Origin of the sequence: Shewanella sp. AS16 (assembly GCF_021412365.1) — a bacterium.
GTDB lineage: Bacteria > Pseudomonadota > Gammaproteobacteria > Enterobacterales > Shewanellaceae > Shewanella > Shewanella salipaludis.
In genome coordinates, this window is record NZ_JAKCLK010000004.1 from 51,763 (window position 1) to 68,314 (window position 16,552).

Annotated in this window: 14 protein-coding genes and 1 pseudogene; all 15 read right to left on the minus strand. The window is 43.3% G+C overall.

The genetic code is table 11. The features are described 5' to 3' along the window. Positions 1–6: 6 nt before the first annotated feature. The 15 genes and pseudogenes from LZP73_RS12285 to galU all read right to left on the minus strand — a co-directional run bounded on the left by LZP73_RS12285 (position 7) and on the right by galU (position 15,896). Positions 7–1,209 (minus strand): outer membrane beta-barrel protein, encoded by a 1,203-nt coding sequence (locus tag LZP73_RS12285; RefSeq protein ID WP_234235322.1) that lies wholly within the window; start codon positions 1,207–1,209, stop codon positions 7–9. 35 nt (positions 1,210–1,244) lie between these two features. Next, a complete protein-coding gene (locus LZP73_RS12290) occupies positions 1,245–2,645 on the minus strand; it encodes an undecaprenyl-phosphate glucose phosphotransferase (protein WP_234235323.1) in 1,401 nt (466 codons plus the stop codon). A gap of 586 nt (positions 2,646–3,231) precedes the next feature. After that, a complete protein-coding gene (locus LZP73_RS21540) occupies positions 3,232–3,327 on the minus strand; it encodes a WecB/TagA/CpsF family glycosyltransferase (protein ID WP_442800742.1) in 96 nt (31 codons plus the stop codon). Positions 3,328–3,358: 31 nt separating this feature from the next. Then, positions 3,359–4,729 carry a phosphomannomutase CpsG gene (locus tag LZP73_RS12300; protein ID WP_234235495.1) on the minus strand — a complete coding sequence of 457 codons (1,371 nt, stop codon included), beginning with the start codon at positions 4,727–4,729 and terminating at the stop codon, positions 3,359–3,361. A gap of 153 nt (positions 4,730–4,882) precedes the next feature. Further along, positions 4,883–5,236: a four helix bundle protein gene (locus tag LZP73_RS12305; RefSeq protein WP_326490347.1), complete on the minus strand. Its 354-nt coding sequence runs from the start codon at positions 5,234–5,236 to the stop codon at positions 4,883–4,885. 85 nt (positions 5,237–5,321) lie between these two features. Then, entirely contained in the window at positions 5,322–6,860 is a 1,539-nt protein-coding gene (locus LZP73_RS12310; protein ID WP_234235324.1) for a mannose-1-phosphate guanylyltransferase/mannose-6-phosphate isomerase, read from the minus strand. Next, on the minus strand, positions 6,857–7,615 hold the full coding sequence (locus tag LZP73_RS12315; RefSeq protein WP_234235325.1) for a WecB/TagA/CpsF family glycosyltransferase: 759 nt from the start codon (positions 7,613–7,615) through the stop codon (positions 6,857–6,859). The genes LZP73_RS12310 and LZP73_RS12315 overlap by 4 nt, the downstream gene beginning before the upstream one ends. After that, entirely contained in the window at positions 7,608–8,759 is a 1,152-nt protein-coding gene (locus LZP73_RS12320; protein ID WP_234235326.1) for a hypothetical protein, read from the minus strand. Before LZP73_RS12320 ends, LZP73_RS12315 begins: the two co-directional genes overlap by 8 nt. After that, positions 8,752–9,828 carry an alpha-2,8-polysialyltransferase family protein gene (locus LZP73_RS12325; RefSeq protein ID WP_234235327.1) on the minus strand — a complete coding sequence of 359 codons (1,077 nt, stop codon included), beginning with the start codon at positions 9,826–9,828 and terminating at the stop codon, positions 8,752–8,754. The genes LZP73_RS12320 and LZP73_RS12325 overlap by 8 nt, the downstream gene beginning before the upstream one ends. Continuing rightward, complete coding sequence (locus LZP73_RS12330; protein WP_234235328.1) at positions 9,806–11,056, minus strand: polysaccharide biosynthesis C-terminal domain-containing protein; 1,251 nt, start codon at positions 11,054–11,056, stop codon at positions 9,806–9,808. The genes LZP73_RS12325 and LZP73_RS12330 overlap by 23 nt, the downstream gene beginning before the upstream one ends. After that, entirely contained in the window at positions 11,056–11,790 is a 735-nt protein-coding gene (gene kdsB / locus LZP73_RS12335; RefSeq protein WP_326490348.1) for a 3-deoxy-manno-octulosonate cytidylyltransferase, read from the minus strand. Before kdsB ends, LZP73_RS12330 begins: the two co-directional genes overlap by 1 nt. Then, on the minus strand, positions 11,790–12,443 hold the full coding sequence (locus LZP73_RS12340; protein WP_267960173.1) for an HAD family hydrolase: 654 nt from the start codon (positions 12,441–12,443) through the stop codon (positions 11,790–11,792). Before LZP73_RS12340 ends, kdsB begins: the two co-directional genes overlap by 1 nt. Next, positions 12,430–14,043 (minus strand): aldolase catalytic domain-containing protein, encoded by a 1,614-nt coding sequence (locus tag LZP73_RS12345; RefSeq protein WP_234235330.1) that lies wholly within the window; start codon positions 14,041–14,043, stop codon positions 12,430–12,432. The genes LZP73_RS12340 and LZP73_RS12345 overlap by 14 nt, the downstream gene beginning before the upstream one ends. Beyond that, positions 14,043–14,614, minus strand: a pseudogene (locus LZP73_RS12350) (tyrosine-protein kinase family protein); the annotation flags it as partial. The pseudogene LZP73_RS12350 and the gene LZP73_RS12345, both read right to left, overlap by 1 nt. A gap of 337 nt (positions 14,615–14,951) precedes the next feature. Then, positions 14,952–15,896, minus strand: a complete 945-nt coding sequence (galU, locus tag LZP73_RS12355; RefSeq protein ID WP_234235331.1) for a UTP--glucose-1-phosphate uridylyltransferase GalU — start codon at positions 15,894–15,896, stop codon at positions 14,952–14,954. Between the last annotated feature and the right edge of the window lie 656 nt (positions 15,897–16,552).

Sequence of the window (16,552 nt, forward strand, 5' to 3'; positions counted from 1 at the left end):
CAATTCCTAGAGTGTCATGTTTGCGCTAAGGTAGAACACATTCTTGTCAAACTTGATGTTTTCAACCGTGGAACTCTTGTCGGAGATATCGACACCGGCTTTCATGGTCAACCAACGTGCTGCGGCGTAGGTCACAGAAAGGTTGAAACTATCGAGGGTATCATCACGATCTATGCCGGTATAAGCTTCTTTCATCCGGCTGAAACCTGCATCTGTTGACCAGATGGGTGACCACTCATGGGTCCAGTTGACGCCATAACTGGTCTCACGAATATAATCGCCATCTGTGCTGGGATCTTTCGCCTTACGACCCGAATTCAGCTGCAGCGTCGAGTACGTCAGGGGTTGCCATGTGACACTGAGCAACCAGGCTAAACCGCCAAAGTCTTCACGGGCTTGGTTATCGAAGTCTTTCTGTTGGTAACCGATACGGAAACTACCCGCGGTGGCGGCGGTAGCCTGCCAGTCGACACCCAACTTATAGTCACGACTGATGTTGTCGCGATCGCCGCTTGGGTCGATTTCATCGTAGCTGATGTTTTCCTGGCTGACTTCGGCAACCAGGCTGGTGTTGGCCCGAGTGTCATAATAGAAGGCTGTACCCAAGGTGTAAGAGGCATAATCTTTGTAGCGGGTCACAGCCTCGAAGTTGGTATAGTCTTTATCGTGTAAGTTGGCATTCAATCTGATGCGCGCCGGAGTCGTCATGGCACCGTATTCGTAATAGCCACCCAGATCATAACTGGTGAACTTGTTGGGTTCATCCTGCGCATTACCCGCGCCCTCGGATACCCCGGTACCCCTGTCTTCATGGCCTTTCAACCATAAAGCATTAAGGTTGAACCTGTTGCTCTGATTCAATTCGACGGCGGCATCCCCACCCAGGCGGAAATCGACATAGTCATCGTCACTGCTGCTGAAGTAGCGGCCCGCAGCCACGGCAACATCCAGGCTGTACTGGTCAGCACCGCGCAGTAGTTGTGCTCTCAATGCCGGCATGACCTCGAGTACCCAACTCTCTTCTTCGTTGGCACTGCTGCTGGCAATGTTGTCATCGTGTTTTAACTTGGAATTCAATCCTGGGATCAGATCTATGCCTGATGCGGTAGTGATAGCCCCTTGCTGTCCATCCTGCGCGGCAACTTGACCGGCAAGCAGAGTGCAACTGCTGCTCAGGGCCAGGATACATAATTTAATTCCTTGGTTCATTTTTTAATTCCTTGATTCATACTTTAGTTACCCAGTTAATACGCATTTTTATTGGTAAAACCTGTAAAAAACGTCATATAGACGATTTTTATATCCAACCACAACGACCAGTTGCGAATATAGGCTAAATCATATTCGATTCTTTTTTCCATCTTTTCCAACGTATCGGTTTCGCCACGCCAGCCATTCACCTGAGCCCAGCCGGTAATGCCGGGACGCACCTTATGCCGCAACATGTAATAATTCACCAGCTGGCGGTATTCTTCATTATGCGCCACGGCATGGGGACGGGGACCGACGACCGACATGTCGCCCATCAACACATTAAAAAATTGGGGTAGTTCATCCAACGAAGTGCGACGCAAAAAAGCACCGAATGGCGTAATACGCCTGTCCCCCCTCGTCGCCTGAGTCACTTTATCACCATTTTCAGCCACAGTCATGGAGCGAAATTTATATACACCAATCCGCTTTCCATCCAGCCCATAGCGATCCTGATGAAATAGTACCGGGCCCCGCGACGTCAATTTAATCCCAAGGGCAATAATAACCAACAAGGGGGCAATGGCGAGCAAGACGCAAACACTGAATAGGATATCGAAGCTGCGTTTATAAAAGTCTTTCATACCATTAAGCGGCGACTCGAATACGCTGATAGTATCTATCTCACCCACGCTGCCAATACGCGCATGCATCAGGTTTTTAAGCATAAAATCCGGGATCAGTAGCACGTCTACGGTAGTATCACCGAGCGCCTGTATAATAGTGGCGATCCGCTTCTCGGCCCATATGGGTAAACACAGATATAACTTGGCCACTTCACCGCGGCGAGCCAAGGCGACGGCATCCTCAATGGAACCGGCAATAAGTTGCGGGTCAAACTCTTTCAAGCGCTCTGCGTCACGATCATCGAAGAAACCAACACAGTCGAACCCCAATTCGATATTTTTCTCGATCTGACGATGCAGTTCCATGCTCGAGTGGGTCAAGCCTATGATGGCCACCTTCTGCATGCTCAAGCCATGCTTGCGTCGATAGGTTTTAATGGCTTTAGCCGTGACTCGCCAGGCAACCAGAATGAACCAGGCACAAAGAAACCATCCCAGTATCACGACCCGGGAATAGGTCTCGCCTTCTTTGAGTATGAATAGCGCGGCCACGATCAAAAAGAATGACAGCAAGAGAATGCCGGACAGAGACCAAATCATTCGCGAGAAACGCCCAATACGCCATGATTTGTAGAGTTGTGCAGACTCAGCCAGGTAGGTGAACAAAAACAGCTCTACCGCCAGTAACAACAGATAGCTGCGATCGAACTCGACACCATAAAGCATCAACATGATGGCTAACGCCATCCCGAGGATCAGCACATCGATGAAGCGGTATAGGAAAGAAAAACTATTATTTTCAAACTTGAAATTTGACGGCCCTGTCATATTACGGTTCCTCCCTGGTGACGTTCATAATCCTTGAACCATACCCAAATTTATAGTGCGGAATGATACCTGTTTTCACAGCAACAAAAAAGTGGCACCCGCCTAAAATCGTCAATAAAATAGCCTTATAGCACGCTTTGTCAACAAAATGACTCGATCGCGAAGCTCATGGCACAAGACAACTTTGCTCACAAGTCCAACTGACAAGCTTAAGGCAAAGCATAGGAAGAAACGCCAGCAGAATTGTCTAAAAAGACATCAATCTAAAGGAGCAACCTTAGAGCCCACTCCAAATAGCAGAATAAGGATCGGCAATCTACTGGGTGCATCATACACAAGCTTCTATATTGGCAGTGACCATGGGTTAGCGCTTAAACTGCGCCGGGATACAGGTACTGAATAGGTCAGCCACATGACGTCATTTCTCAAAAGATAAACTGAAAATAAGCGGAGCAGATGAAGCTGCGACTCACGGCTTATTGCAAAAGTGCATCTTATCGAGATGCACACTTTTCTTTCAGCAACAACCAAGCGAACTTGGTATTGGTGACCAGATAGCGTTTCCAGATGCGGCCCGGCTCCTGCATCAGCCGGAAAGCCATTCCAGGCCGGCGTTTTGCATCCACAGGGGCGCACGTTTGACCTTGCCAGTTACCACATCGAAGGTGCCAGCGACTCTCATGACAAAATCGACACTGAGCGAGTGCCTAACCCTAAGTTTCGCTCCCTTGCAGCAAGGCGGCCAGTCGGCGCGTCTGGAGCTGCATCATAATCATATCGCCACGGCTCTCGACATTGAGGCGCACGACAGGCTCGGTGTTAGAACTACGCAAATTGAAGCGCCAATCGGCAAATTCGACGCTAATGCCATCGGTTTTATCGACCACTAGCGCATCTTTAGCGTACATAGCCAGCACACGCGCTATGGCTGCCTGCGGCTCTTCGAGGGTAAAGTTCATTTCACCTGATGAGGGAAAGGCAGCAATGCGGGCCTTGACCAGCTGGGATAGCCTCTGGCCTTTGACACACATCAGCTCGGCCACCAGCAGCCAAGGGATCATGCCACTGTCACAGTAGGCAAAGTCACGGAAATAATGGTGTGCGCTCATCTCGCCGCCATAGACGGCATCCTCCAACCGCATACGCTCCTTGATAAAGGCATGGCCTGTCTTGGACTGAATAGCCTGCCCACCAGCGCCCTCGACCAAGGCGATGGTATTCCATGTCAGGCGCGGATCGTGGATGATTTTCGCCCCCTTATGTTTCTGCAAAAATGCCTCAGCCAGGAGGCCCACTATGTAGTAGCCCTCGATGAATTCACCGGTTTCATCGAATAAAAAACAACGGTCGAAGTCACCGTCCCAGGCGATACCAAAATCGGCCTGATGTGCTCTGACGGCCCCGGCGGTATCGGCACGATTTTCCGGCAACAAGGGGTTGGGTATGCCATTGGGGAAAGTTGCGTCAGGTTCATGATGTAGCCGCACGAATTCGATCGGTATATTCGAGTCATTAAAGGCCTGTTCCAGCGCATCTACTACATGCCCTGCTGCACCATTCCCCGAGTTGGCTACTATCTTGAGCGGTTTGAACTTGGCGGGATCGATATAGCCCAACAGATGCTCGACGTAGGCGGGCAACACGGATAACCGTGTCAGACTACCGCGGCTGCCCAGAGGCTTGAACTCTCCGCTTTCGGCGAGGTGCCGGATATCGAACAAGCCAGTATCCCCGCTAATGGGTTTGGCGCCAGCCTGTACTAACTTCATGCCGTTATAGTCGATGGGATTATGACTGGCGGTAACTTCGATACCACCGTCCACACCAAGGTGAAAGGTGGCAAAGTACACTTCTTCCGTGCCTGTCATGCCTAAATCGATCACCTCAACGCCGGCATCCATCAAGCCGGAGGCCAACGCCAGCTTCAACTCCTCGGACGTGGCGCGAACATCTCCCCCCAACACGACTTTCTTGGGTTGCCTGAGATCGCCAAATGCCCGCCCAATGCGATAGGCAATATCTTGGTTCAGTTCATCGCCCAGTCTTCCACGGATATCGTATGCCTTAAAAGCGGAAATAGTGATAGGAGGGAAAACAGTTGCGGGTTGCGAGTATCGGGTTTCGGGCGATACATTTTTCATTTGTAATTATCCAATTTGATTTCATTGTTTGTCAGTCAATATCACTGGCGATACAAGTAGAAAGTAGAAAGTAGAAAGTAGAAAGATAGAAGCTTGCTAGCTGGTATGACGCAGTGACTGGATCAAACCTTGGAGCATCCTGGAAATGTCTACCGTTTCATTAAGCCGCTGCTTGCCGGATTCTTTTGTAAGCAGCTCAATTTCCATTGCGATATAAATCTGGGTACGTAACTCAGCACAGGAACCTTTGGCGTAATATGAGAAGCGGATCGTATCTTTGTTGGAAAATCGCTCATAGCCTTCGGCGATATTGGACGGTACAGATAGACCTGCACGCGTAATTTGATCCTTAAATCCAAAGTCGCGACATTCGGCAAAATCTTTATAAATATCACAGGACAGCCGCGCCGACCGTTTCCAAACCTCTAAATCTTCAAACCTCATACTCATCAGCATCTCCCTATGCCCTGGCAACTTTCTACTTGTATCTTTGATCTACTCCGTTCCAACCTTCCTGGCTGAAGCCCGTTTTAGATCAGTCTCTGCCGTAACGATCCTCAAACCTGACTATGTCATCTTCCCCCAGATATGAACCGGATTGGACTTCTATCAGCTCCAGCGGCATCTTACCCGGGTTTTCCAGCGCGTGAACGACACCTATGGGGATATAGGTGGACTGATTTTCGGACAGCAAAATTTGCTGTTCGCCATTGGTGACCTTGGCGGTACCCGATACCACTATCCAGTGCTCGGCCCTATGGTGGTGCATCTGCACCGACAGCTTGGCCCCCGGCTTAACTGTGATCCGCTTCACCTGAAAGCGCTGCCCCATATCCACAGAATCATATTTACCCCAGGGACGATAGACCTCACGGTGGAAGCTGACCTCGGAACGATTATCGGTCTTAAGCCGATTGACTATCGCCTTGACCTCCTGCGCCCTGTCCCTGTGAGCCACCAGCACGGCATCCTTGGTGTTAACCACCACCAGATCATCCAGACCTACTGCGGCCACCAGCTTGTCACCGCTGTGTACTAAGGTATTACGGGTATCTGTGGCAATCACGTCGCCGTGAAAGGCGTTACCAAAGGCATCTTTCTCGGCCACTTCCCACAGGGCATTGAAGCCACCGACATCATTCCAGCCGGCATCCAGAGGCACCACCACAGCATGCGTGCCCGAAGTCCCCCCGCACAAAGGCTCCATCACGGCATAGTCGATGGAGTCTTCGGGGCAGGTCATAAAGGCCTGTTGGTTTATGCGAATGAAGTCCATGTCCGGCGCCTGCCGGGTCATGGCCTGCTCGCAGGCAGCATAGATGTCAGGACGAAACTCCCGTAATACCTCAAGATAACGGGAAGGTTTGAACATGAACATACCTGAATTCCAGTAATACTCACCGGAGCCCAAATACTGCAGTGCCGTGTCCGCATCCGGTTTCTCCACAAAGGAAGCCACCACGAAGCCGTGACTCGAAACTCGCGACTCGTCACTGCTTTGATCTTCGCCACTCGCCTCTGCCGTTCCCCGCAGCTCGCCACTGTTTTCACTCGCTACTCGTGACTCGCTACTCGCGACTGCCTTGCCCCGCTTGATATAGCCATAACCGGTCTCGGCGTGGGTCGGCACTATGCCAAAGGTTACCAGCTTGCCTGCCTCGGCCAGTGGCTGGGCCTTAGCAATCGCGCCATGAAATGCCTGGGTATCCTGGATCACATGATCTGCGGCCAACACCAACAGCAAAGGTTCGCTGCCAGCGGCGTTTTCGACATCCTGCATGGCCTTGAAAGCTGCCAGCGCAATCGCCGGTGCCGTATTGCGTCCCACAGGTTCAAGCAAGATAGCCGCACCTTCCAAGTCCAGTTGACGCACCTGCTCGGCGGCGATAAAACGATGTTCCTCATTGCAGATAAACAGCGGTGGCAGCTGGCGCAGGCCCTTGAGGCGCAGCACTGTCTGCTGCAACATGGTCAAATCCGAGGTCAGGGATAAAAATTGCTTAGGGAAGTTGCCGCGCGAAAGCGGCCACAAACGCGTGCCGGAACCACCGGCCATGATTACAGGCAAAATCATCCCTTCAACCTTCCTTTTAAAATCTCTTTTATCACTAAAACAAAAAAATAACTATCTACAATGATATATCTATAAAATAGCCTCTTGGGCTCACTTAAAAGTCGCCATAACCATTCAAAACCTAAATCTTGAAAAATTTTTGGGGCACGAGTAATCGTACCTGCAACAAAATCGAATGCGGCTCCAGTACACAAAACAACACTACAGTTAAGTTTATTACGATATTTAAAAATGAACTCTTCTTGTTTTGGGCTACCAACACCAAAAAAAACGATATCTGAACTTGTACTATTTATAAAATCAACAACTTTAAGACTTTCACCCTCCGATTTTTCAAACCCAAACGGAGGACAATAAACGTCAATTATATTAGCCTTTGGATAAGTATCTAGAAGCCTGTCCCTAGCAGTGCTAGCAACCCCATCCCTCCCCCCTACAAATATTATCCTCCTACCTTTTGATTGATTCTCCTTGCAAATAGCAGGCAACAAATCAGCGCCCGTAATGCGCCCATTTAAAGAGCCTTTACAAAACAATTTACTAAACCAAACTATAGGCATACCATCTGCAGTTCTTATCCAAGCATTATCAACAATTTTCTTAAACAATGGTTCTTTATTTGCCCGAACCACAAAGTCTACGTTAGGAGTTACCACATAACGACAAATAGACTGTTCCTCATCTAGGACAAGACTAACAGTTTCATCAAATGTAGATCTAGTAAAAAGAACACCAAACAAATTCAACTCAGTCATTTTTCAGACCCTCAATTGTAAATCGCCAAGAATTACACAACAAACAAAAAGCAAAAACACCAAAACTAAAAGTATGGAGCGGAAAGAAAAAATACACAGGCATAACAGAAATAAAAATTAATGTAGCCCTACATCCTTTTACAACATATAGATTATAAGCACTAAAAAAGATAACAGAGAGAGAAAACAAAAAGGGGAAGAAACCACCAGTGAATGCCAATTGAAATGGTGTGCTTTCCAATCTTACATTCCACCCACCAAAATCTGTAGCACTCACATAGCCATTACCAGAAAAACTAAAAATAAAATTTGAACCAATACCTAAATTTAGAAAATGCTCATCAGCTGACCCTGTTTTATCAGTCCCCATAAATACATTTGACACAATTTCAAAAAGCTGATCATTCGAAACAATAAACGAAAGCAAGGTAATACCGACAAACACAAGTGTTAAATAATATTTTTTTGTAAATAAATGCACACTCCAAATTAGGAGTAAACATAATATCGCTGTTCTAGAAAAGGCAAGAAAGCACAGCAATGAAAGTAATAAGTATAGAAACTTATTCCTAATACCAACAATCATTAGCGTGGCAAGGATAAACAAACTGGAAAAGGCTGTTGTCAGTGGGTTCAACAAAAGAGAATAGAGCCGATGGTAATTTCCATCCAACAACAGGCCACCAAATTCATTCCCCTTGGAGTAAAACAACAGAGCAACAGGCTCCCAAAAAAATATATGAATGGCAAGTGATATCAAAAAGAAAATAGCAAGAACAACAGAGAAAACCACGAATTTATCACTGTCGAGATACAAGCAACTCGACACTAAATATAATGAAACAAAACATAAATAAAAATAAATCTGATAATAGAACTCTTCTTTCAATGTGAAAACGGAGAACAAACTAACCAACACGAAAAGTAAAATAGAGAACATATAAAAGAAGACTTCTGGCGTAAGCCTTAAAAACAACTGTTTATGAAAGAGGAAAATGAAGACAGAAAGATAAACTGGCATTAATAAAAATGCGTTCACATCCGTTAAGTTACCTAATAACGCTTGGAGGACGGCGACCAAAAATGATAGTGAAATAAATAAATCTAAACGAAAAACAGCAGAAGCATAAAACATTTTAGCCATCCAAGTCATTTAAAATAGTTACATGATTGCTCATATTTTCTTTTATAAACCTAAGGATCTTATTTACATGTCCGCCCTTAATATTAATATTGTTTATAAGTGAATATGATTTAGTGTCAAATAATGGCTCACTATAAAAAATTGTGTTACTCCACATGCCTACAACCACATTAAATTTAAACATGACTAAAAGCTCTTCAACTGGACAGGCTATATCGATAATAGTAAAAGAATCAATAGTGCTTAATTTCTTAATTTTTTCAGGTGACGTTCTTGGGTGTGGCTTGTAATAAACAAGCCCTCCAATTTTTTTAGCAGCCTTGACATACACCTTAACCTCCTCGTCAAGTGAAGTTAAATTATCCTCAAACAAAGTTTGTCCAATTATCAGGCTAGACTCATTTAGATTAATACTTAAAACATCTTTATTTAACGAAGCTAACAATTGAATAACTTCAACAATATTTTTTTTGTAAACAAGTAAATTTGATTTTTTAATTCTATTTGAATTTCGAATTTTTGGGAAAAACAATAAATATTCAGACGTTCTTTTTTGAAATGAATCCGAACCATTTCTATATAAAACATCTAAACCGATGAGTGCTGAAAACAATCTCTTCATAACTCTATGGCTAATGGAATAATGCACAAATGGAAAGCCAAAGTAATCACATATTCCATCTTCAACTCTAACGAGTTTCAGCTGTAGTTTAGAAGATACAAGTAATTGTTTCCTAGTTATAGGACTGTTTATATTAAAGTAGTAAACTGTATTAGGTGAATATAAAGCACATATTTCACTAAAACCTTCCTCCACACTCTCAAATTCATGATAAACTCTCTTCACAAAGGAAAATATTTTATTTAGTTTCAGATGATGAAATCTAACTCGACTTATACTACCGATAAATTTATAATCAAGTTTTAAACGTTCACAAATAAAAATCATTGATTTTAACGAAGTATCAGAGATCTCCTCAAGTAAAAACAATCCCTTTTCCCCAGCACGGAGATGTATTGCTGCCGCAATGATCAAATGCCAAGGGCTACCTACTATATAAAACTTCATGATTAAACGACCTAAAGAAAAAATAAATAGAATACAAAATAACTAAGATTTCGCACATCAAAGTAGTCATTGCCGCACCAACAATTCCCAACTTATCAATTAGATAAATATTAAGCAGGACATTTAAACATACCGTTATTACCATCAAAATAAAAAATCGTTTTGCATTACCTGATACATGTAGAAAATTTGGAAAAAACAATGTTGCTGACATTAACATGCAGGTTAATATCAAAATTTTATACGCAAGAATAGTATCGGGATTTAGATAGCTCTCCCCAAAAGAAACCTTTAGAATCTCATTACCAAAATAAAATAATGGGGGATATGCTAAAAGACAAAAAACAATTACTAAGCAAGTGATTCTTTTAACGAAATCAAAGTAACTATGACTCTCGTATTTAAAACATAAATAAGGATATAATTGCGTCATTATCACACCCTTCAATGTTATAAATCCCAAATAAAACAAACTAACTGCCGAGTACAACCCCAAGCTTTCCTTATTTAACTTACCATCCAATATGAATATATTTAAAATTGACACAGCCCTTGCAAATAAGGCCCCTAAAAAAACATAAGTAAACACTTTAAAATTACTCTTAAACTTTCTTATTGTGCACGAATCTAAACAGAAAACATTAAAAAGATTGAAATCAAAAATATTTCTCCTTGAATACACAAAAAAGGATGTGCATAGTACAAGCAGAATAAAACTCCGAAATAAAATTAACTCTTCAATATTTTCTGAGAACCAACCACCGGTTAACACTAATAAAAAAACCAAGGCAATAATGAAAATATTTTGCAAAGAAGCCAACAAAGGTATTCCTACACTCCTATACAAATAGTCAGAGTTGATAAACATAGCAATCGAGTAAATAATAAACGATATAAATAACAGAAAATCAATGACATTAATCACCTTCAAAAAAGTGATTAAAAACAACGAAAGTGTTAATCCAACGAATCTAAACCAAACACTAAGCTTCCAAGCATCAGCAATACTTTCACCTTTTTGCTTTGCCGCAACAATGATTCTCACTCCATTTTGATGACATGAATATTCCACGGCGATAATAATGAAGAAAAAATAGCTTTGAGATAAATTCCACACTCCAAAATCAGATGGCGTAAACAATTTTGCAACAACAAAACTAATGCAAAATATACCCAACTTAGAAACAAGTTCAAAAAATGTGGCTACTTTTATTCTCTCGATATCCATTATCTTGTCAGCAACCTATTTCTCACTGCATCCAAATCTGATGGGATATCAACTGCTAAGCTACTATTATCAACTTCTACCATTTTAACTTCTATATCATTCTCTAAGAATCGTAAGATTTCAATATCCTCTTGATCTTCTAAAGGCATTTTTGAGCCTTGATTCAAAAAAAACTCTAAATGCTTTCTCGAAAAAGCATAAATACAGACCTGTTTATAGGCAATATTGTTTTTCCCACATTTTGTAAGAGGTATTGCAGCTCTACTGATATACAGTAGTCGTTTAGAGACACTAAACACCACTTTAGGTAGAGTAAAAGAAAAAGCATTCTCTTCGTCTGATATTTTACAAAATGCATTTACTATTATTTCAGGATTTTTTTGATACTCTGTAACAACAGTTATAATATCCTGTGGTTTAATAAGAGGCTCATCTCCCTGCACATTGATGATAAAATCCTTTTGTAAAACCTCATTCGCTTCAGCAACTCTATCTGTACCAGTAAGACATTCAGACGAAGTCATGATAACATGCCCACCAAACGCTCTCACTACATCTCTAATCCTGACATCATCAGTAGCTACATATACCAAGTCAGTACCTACCGCAGAGATGCATCTCTCCCATACGTGTTGAATCATGGGTTTACCCAAAATATCAACCAGTGGCTTCCCAGGGAAACGACTAGATTTATATCGAGCCGGTATCACAACTGCATATGATAGTGACATCATCACACCTTAAATTCATCAATTACTGGAAAATTAAATTTTTTGGACAAACTTAACATTTCTTCTAAAACATTAGATAGAGGCGAATAAAACATAAAGTCTATATTATTATGTTTAGCGGCCTCATAATCAGCAACAGCATCGCCTATCATAATGGCATTTGAACAACGTTCTGAATACAATATATTTTCAATGTTTTTCGCCTTACCCATCGGACTGCCTAATACGTCTCTAAAGTATTGTGACAAATTTCGCGTATGAAACACTCGCCTCAATTGCGTTTGCTCCGAACCCGATGCGACATACATTGCTTTATTTTTAAATCTATCCAATACCGCGATAAGCCCACTAGACAAAGGAGTGCTCATATAAAGGCGCTCCACATTGTCACTGTAAGTACTGATTATTGAATCAACAGCTTCCTTCTTATCTGAAGCCGTCATTGTTAGTAACTCAACAAATTTATCAACATGATAAAATCGGCTTCTGCCAAAATTTTTTTTAAATGAGTCAATACAATTTTCAACCTGAATTTCATTGAAATAACCAGATTCAACTAACGCATCACTCATAGCATTTAGCTTCATTGAATTGGAGTCAAGAATCACCCCATCACAATCAAATATAATTACATCATACTTATTAAATATGTGCATAAACACTGCTCACCTGTATAGGGTATGAAGTTGGTGTTATAGCGATGACCTTTTCAAAGGCGTTAGATTTCTCCTTTAAAAAGCTAAAAAGCTGAACCATTTCACTTTGCCTTATATCTGTCGAATTGTAACCATCAAAGCCAGCTAGAGTGATTTTAGCTGCCTTAGCTTGTAACGAAAGGGCAATAGCATATGCAGTCGTTAAATCAAATGGAATACTGCAGTGAGTCGCAGTTGAGTTAAAGGTGCCAGTTATAACTTCAACGCCGTAGTCAATACTCTTAGGGTTATTCGTAAACAAACCCAACTCTTCATCACTAAATCTATGTTTTGGAAGTATAAAAGGTTTAGTCAATGACTTATAACATTCAGCTTCGGCTAAAAACTTTAAATTATGCGAAATGCAAACATAATCTATTACTGACTCATTTATAACATTACTTATATTTAATGAAATAACTACAGGCTTATATTTTTCTATGTAAAGCTCTAAGGCTCTTCGATGTGCCTTAACTGTTGGTGCATTTGTAATTAACAACACTTCTTTATTCGCAAAAAGCGCTGTTACATCATACCCACTTGGCAACTTTTTATCTCCTCGGAGGCTTAACGCATCTTCTAAGACTTTACCGTCGTATTTTGAAGTACTACTTTTTTCCAACAAATACTTCAACGCACCCACGACCTCGTCTTTACCTAAATGGCTGTTAGATAACATATTTTGAATATAAGTCGGATGTACATCATGTTGAGCCCCTAAAAAGTACAATAAGTTACTACCCCAGCCATACTCTTTTTGCATTTTTTCAAAATATCTAATAACAAGCTCATAAACTGACGTCGGTTCCAAATGACTATTTGTCTTCGCTAGTATTGCAAGCAAGCTTTCTGTTTGTGCATTTCCGGCACCTCGTCCCATACCCGTAATAGTTGCATCAACCCATGCCACTCCATATTCTAGAGCAACCATACAATTATCAAGTGCTCTGCCCATGTTGTTATGAGTATGTATACCTATTTCCCCACTCCAACCACAACGAATTGCTTCAGTAATTCGAATAACCTCTTTCGAATCCATATTGCCTAAAGAATCTGCAAAATATAAGGCATCAACACACTCCCAGCTTTCTACTAAAGCTGACTTCTCCGTCAATTCCTGTGTAGTTTTACCACCAGCTTGCATCATATTGAAGCCAATAAGATAGCCCAGCCCCTTCAATTTTCTGGCAATATTGGCTGATTTTTCTATCTCATGGAAATGAGCAGCAATTCTTACTAAGCCTACTTTGCTTTTAGTTGCACAACAAAATAATCTATCTATTGTCTCTTCAATGCCAAATTGTGAATCCAAAATTGTTTTAGCATCAACCATAACGCCATAGACAACACCTTCAGGCAATTCTAGTGAGTTAAGATATGTTTCTGTTGTATAGGCAAAAGGGCCTAAAAAACCTTTTTTAGGAAAGCTCCTTAAACCAAGTTCAACATAATCAACACCAGATTTAGAAATTGCGTTCAAGTAGTTATTAACAATAACTTCACTGAAATCCCAATCGTTGTAATATCCACCATCTCTAAGTGTGCAATCTAATATTCTCATTAATCTTCCTTATCAATTTCTGACTTATATTCGTAGTTGTAATAGCCATAGACGTTGTGGGCTTTGCGCTCTACTCCATTGAAGACCACGCCCCTGACGTCTATCCCATTCCGCTCGAAGCGCTTATGGGTATGCTCTATCTCCCCTACTGGGTTTTGGCCGAAGCGGATGATCAGCAGAGCAGTGCCCGCATAGGCGCTGACGATGACGACATCTGTGATCGCCAACAGCAGCGGGGTATCTATGATCACCAGGTCATAATCCTGCTTAACTTGCTGCACCAGCGCGGCTGCATCAAGAACTCAGACTGGTTGGGCTAGATCATGCCGCGGGTGATGATGTGCAGACCATCGATGTCGGTGGGCTTGATCGCCCCGGACAAGTCCAGACAGCCGGTGAGGTAGTCACTCAGGCCATAGTCCCACTGCTGGTTGAAATACTTCTGCATATAGTCCCTGCGCATGTCGGCGTCGATGAACAACACCTTCTTGCCGCTCTGGGCCAGCACGGTCGCCAGGTTGACCGATACGAAGGACTTACCCGCCGCCGGTGATGGCCCCACGATAGCGATTTTAATCTTATTCCCTTAATCAGAGTTTACTTACATTCAGGCACGCTACCGCCCCTGAATTACAGCTTCCAGTGTGCCTATGTGTTACCCAACTATTTAATTAAAAAGAACTTTTATATAAATTCGAGCCATTTAAGACTCGCGCTAAACTTTGCTCTTACAATTTTGTTCTAACGGCTTTGTGTTACCGTTTTTACGGTGCTTTTGGCGTTTCGTATTCTTCACGGCGGCGACTCCACTTTGAGTCACACTGCACCTATAACTGTTAATCAGCAGCATCCCGCCGGCACTCTATGTGACAAACAGCCTGTTATTCCCTGGAATAGCCCTTGGCTTACTAGGCTACGACAGTGAGTTCGGCTTCTGCCTTATCATTCTGCAACAATTGCAGCATATGCTGCTTCAGGGCCTTGCCCAGAAGCTCGTTGTGCAGGCCATATTCCATATTGGCCATCATATAGCCGAGCTTACTGCCGCAGTCGTGGGACTTACCGACCACACGGTAGGCTTCCATGGGTTCGAGCAGCCGCAGCTGATGTAAGGCATCGGTAAGCTGGATTTCGTCGCCGGCACCGGGCGGAGTGTATTCCAGCAAGTCCCAAATGGCGGCCGACAGCACATAGCGCCCGGTTATAGCCAAGTTGCTTGGGGCCTCATCCAATTCAGGTTTTTCAATCATATCTTCAATAGCTGCGCTGGCCCCCTGAACAAGCTGGTGACCGGCGAGATCTACTATCCCGTACTGGTTGACGCTTTCATGGGGCACGGGTTCGACCATGATCTGATTAGCCCCTGTGTCGTCGAAGCGCTGCATCATGGCGGCCAGGTTTTCAGTTTTCAGATGGCTCTGATATTGATCTATGATCACATCGGGCAAAATCACTGCAAATGGATTGTCGCCCACCACTGGCCTGGCGCATAACACCGCATTACCCAAGCCCAGGGCCACGGGTTGGCGCACCGAGATCACTGTGACATGCTTTGGGACTATCGAGCGCACATCTTCGAGTAACTGGCGTTTGACCCGTTTTTCCAGGGTGGCTTCCAACTCATAACTAGTGTCGAAATGATTTTCTATGCTGTTCTTGGAGGAATGAGTTACCAGCACTATTTCGGTGATCCCCGCCGCGACGGCTTCCTGCACCACATATTGAATGAGTGGCTTGTCGACCAGAGGTAACATTTCTTTGGGGATGGCTTTGGTGGCAGGCAACATGCGAGTGCCCAGGCCCGCGACCGGAATAACGGCCTTACGCACCTTATGATGGATTTTTTTTGGCATTGTTAGCATCTATTTGGCTATGAATTACAAAAAGGGATGCTTCATAATAGCTACTACTTCCCTTTTCCGCTGATTCCATTCCTTTGGAGGCGCTATAATGCCGATTTTAGCCGTTTAGGTCAATTAGCGGCTGTTCAAAAAACTATCACCCCATGCCAAGATCGAGGCAGTTTATTGTCACCGGCCGTTTAGCCACAATTCAAACTCAGCCAGCAAGACACGCACAATCAATGCATTACGCCATAAATTTGCTTATATCCATGTCATAAAATGCCTGCCGGATAAATATCTCCAACGTCAAAAAAGTGGCGATACAGTGCTTGGTATTCCACCCTATGTATGAGTGGAATTATTCTATCCTTCCCTTTAAACAGCCTGGTTGTTTTTACTGCAGACATGGAATGCACAGTACTGAATTAACCATTACGGCCCGCTTTGACGCTATTTCAGGGCTATCTCATCCCATATTTAAGCTTGTTTACCTATGAAGGGATGTAAAGTCAGGGCAGAGCCCTTGAGGATCAAATAGCGTGCTTCTTGCCAAGCTAATTCGGCACAACCTTTACCTAAGGCCATTGCTATACTCTTTATTCGCTTCTATCTATATTTGGTATGGGCCATTGAAATGACACTCTGCGCCGAATGTTGCATCGAAC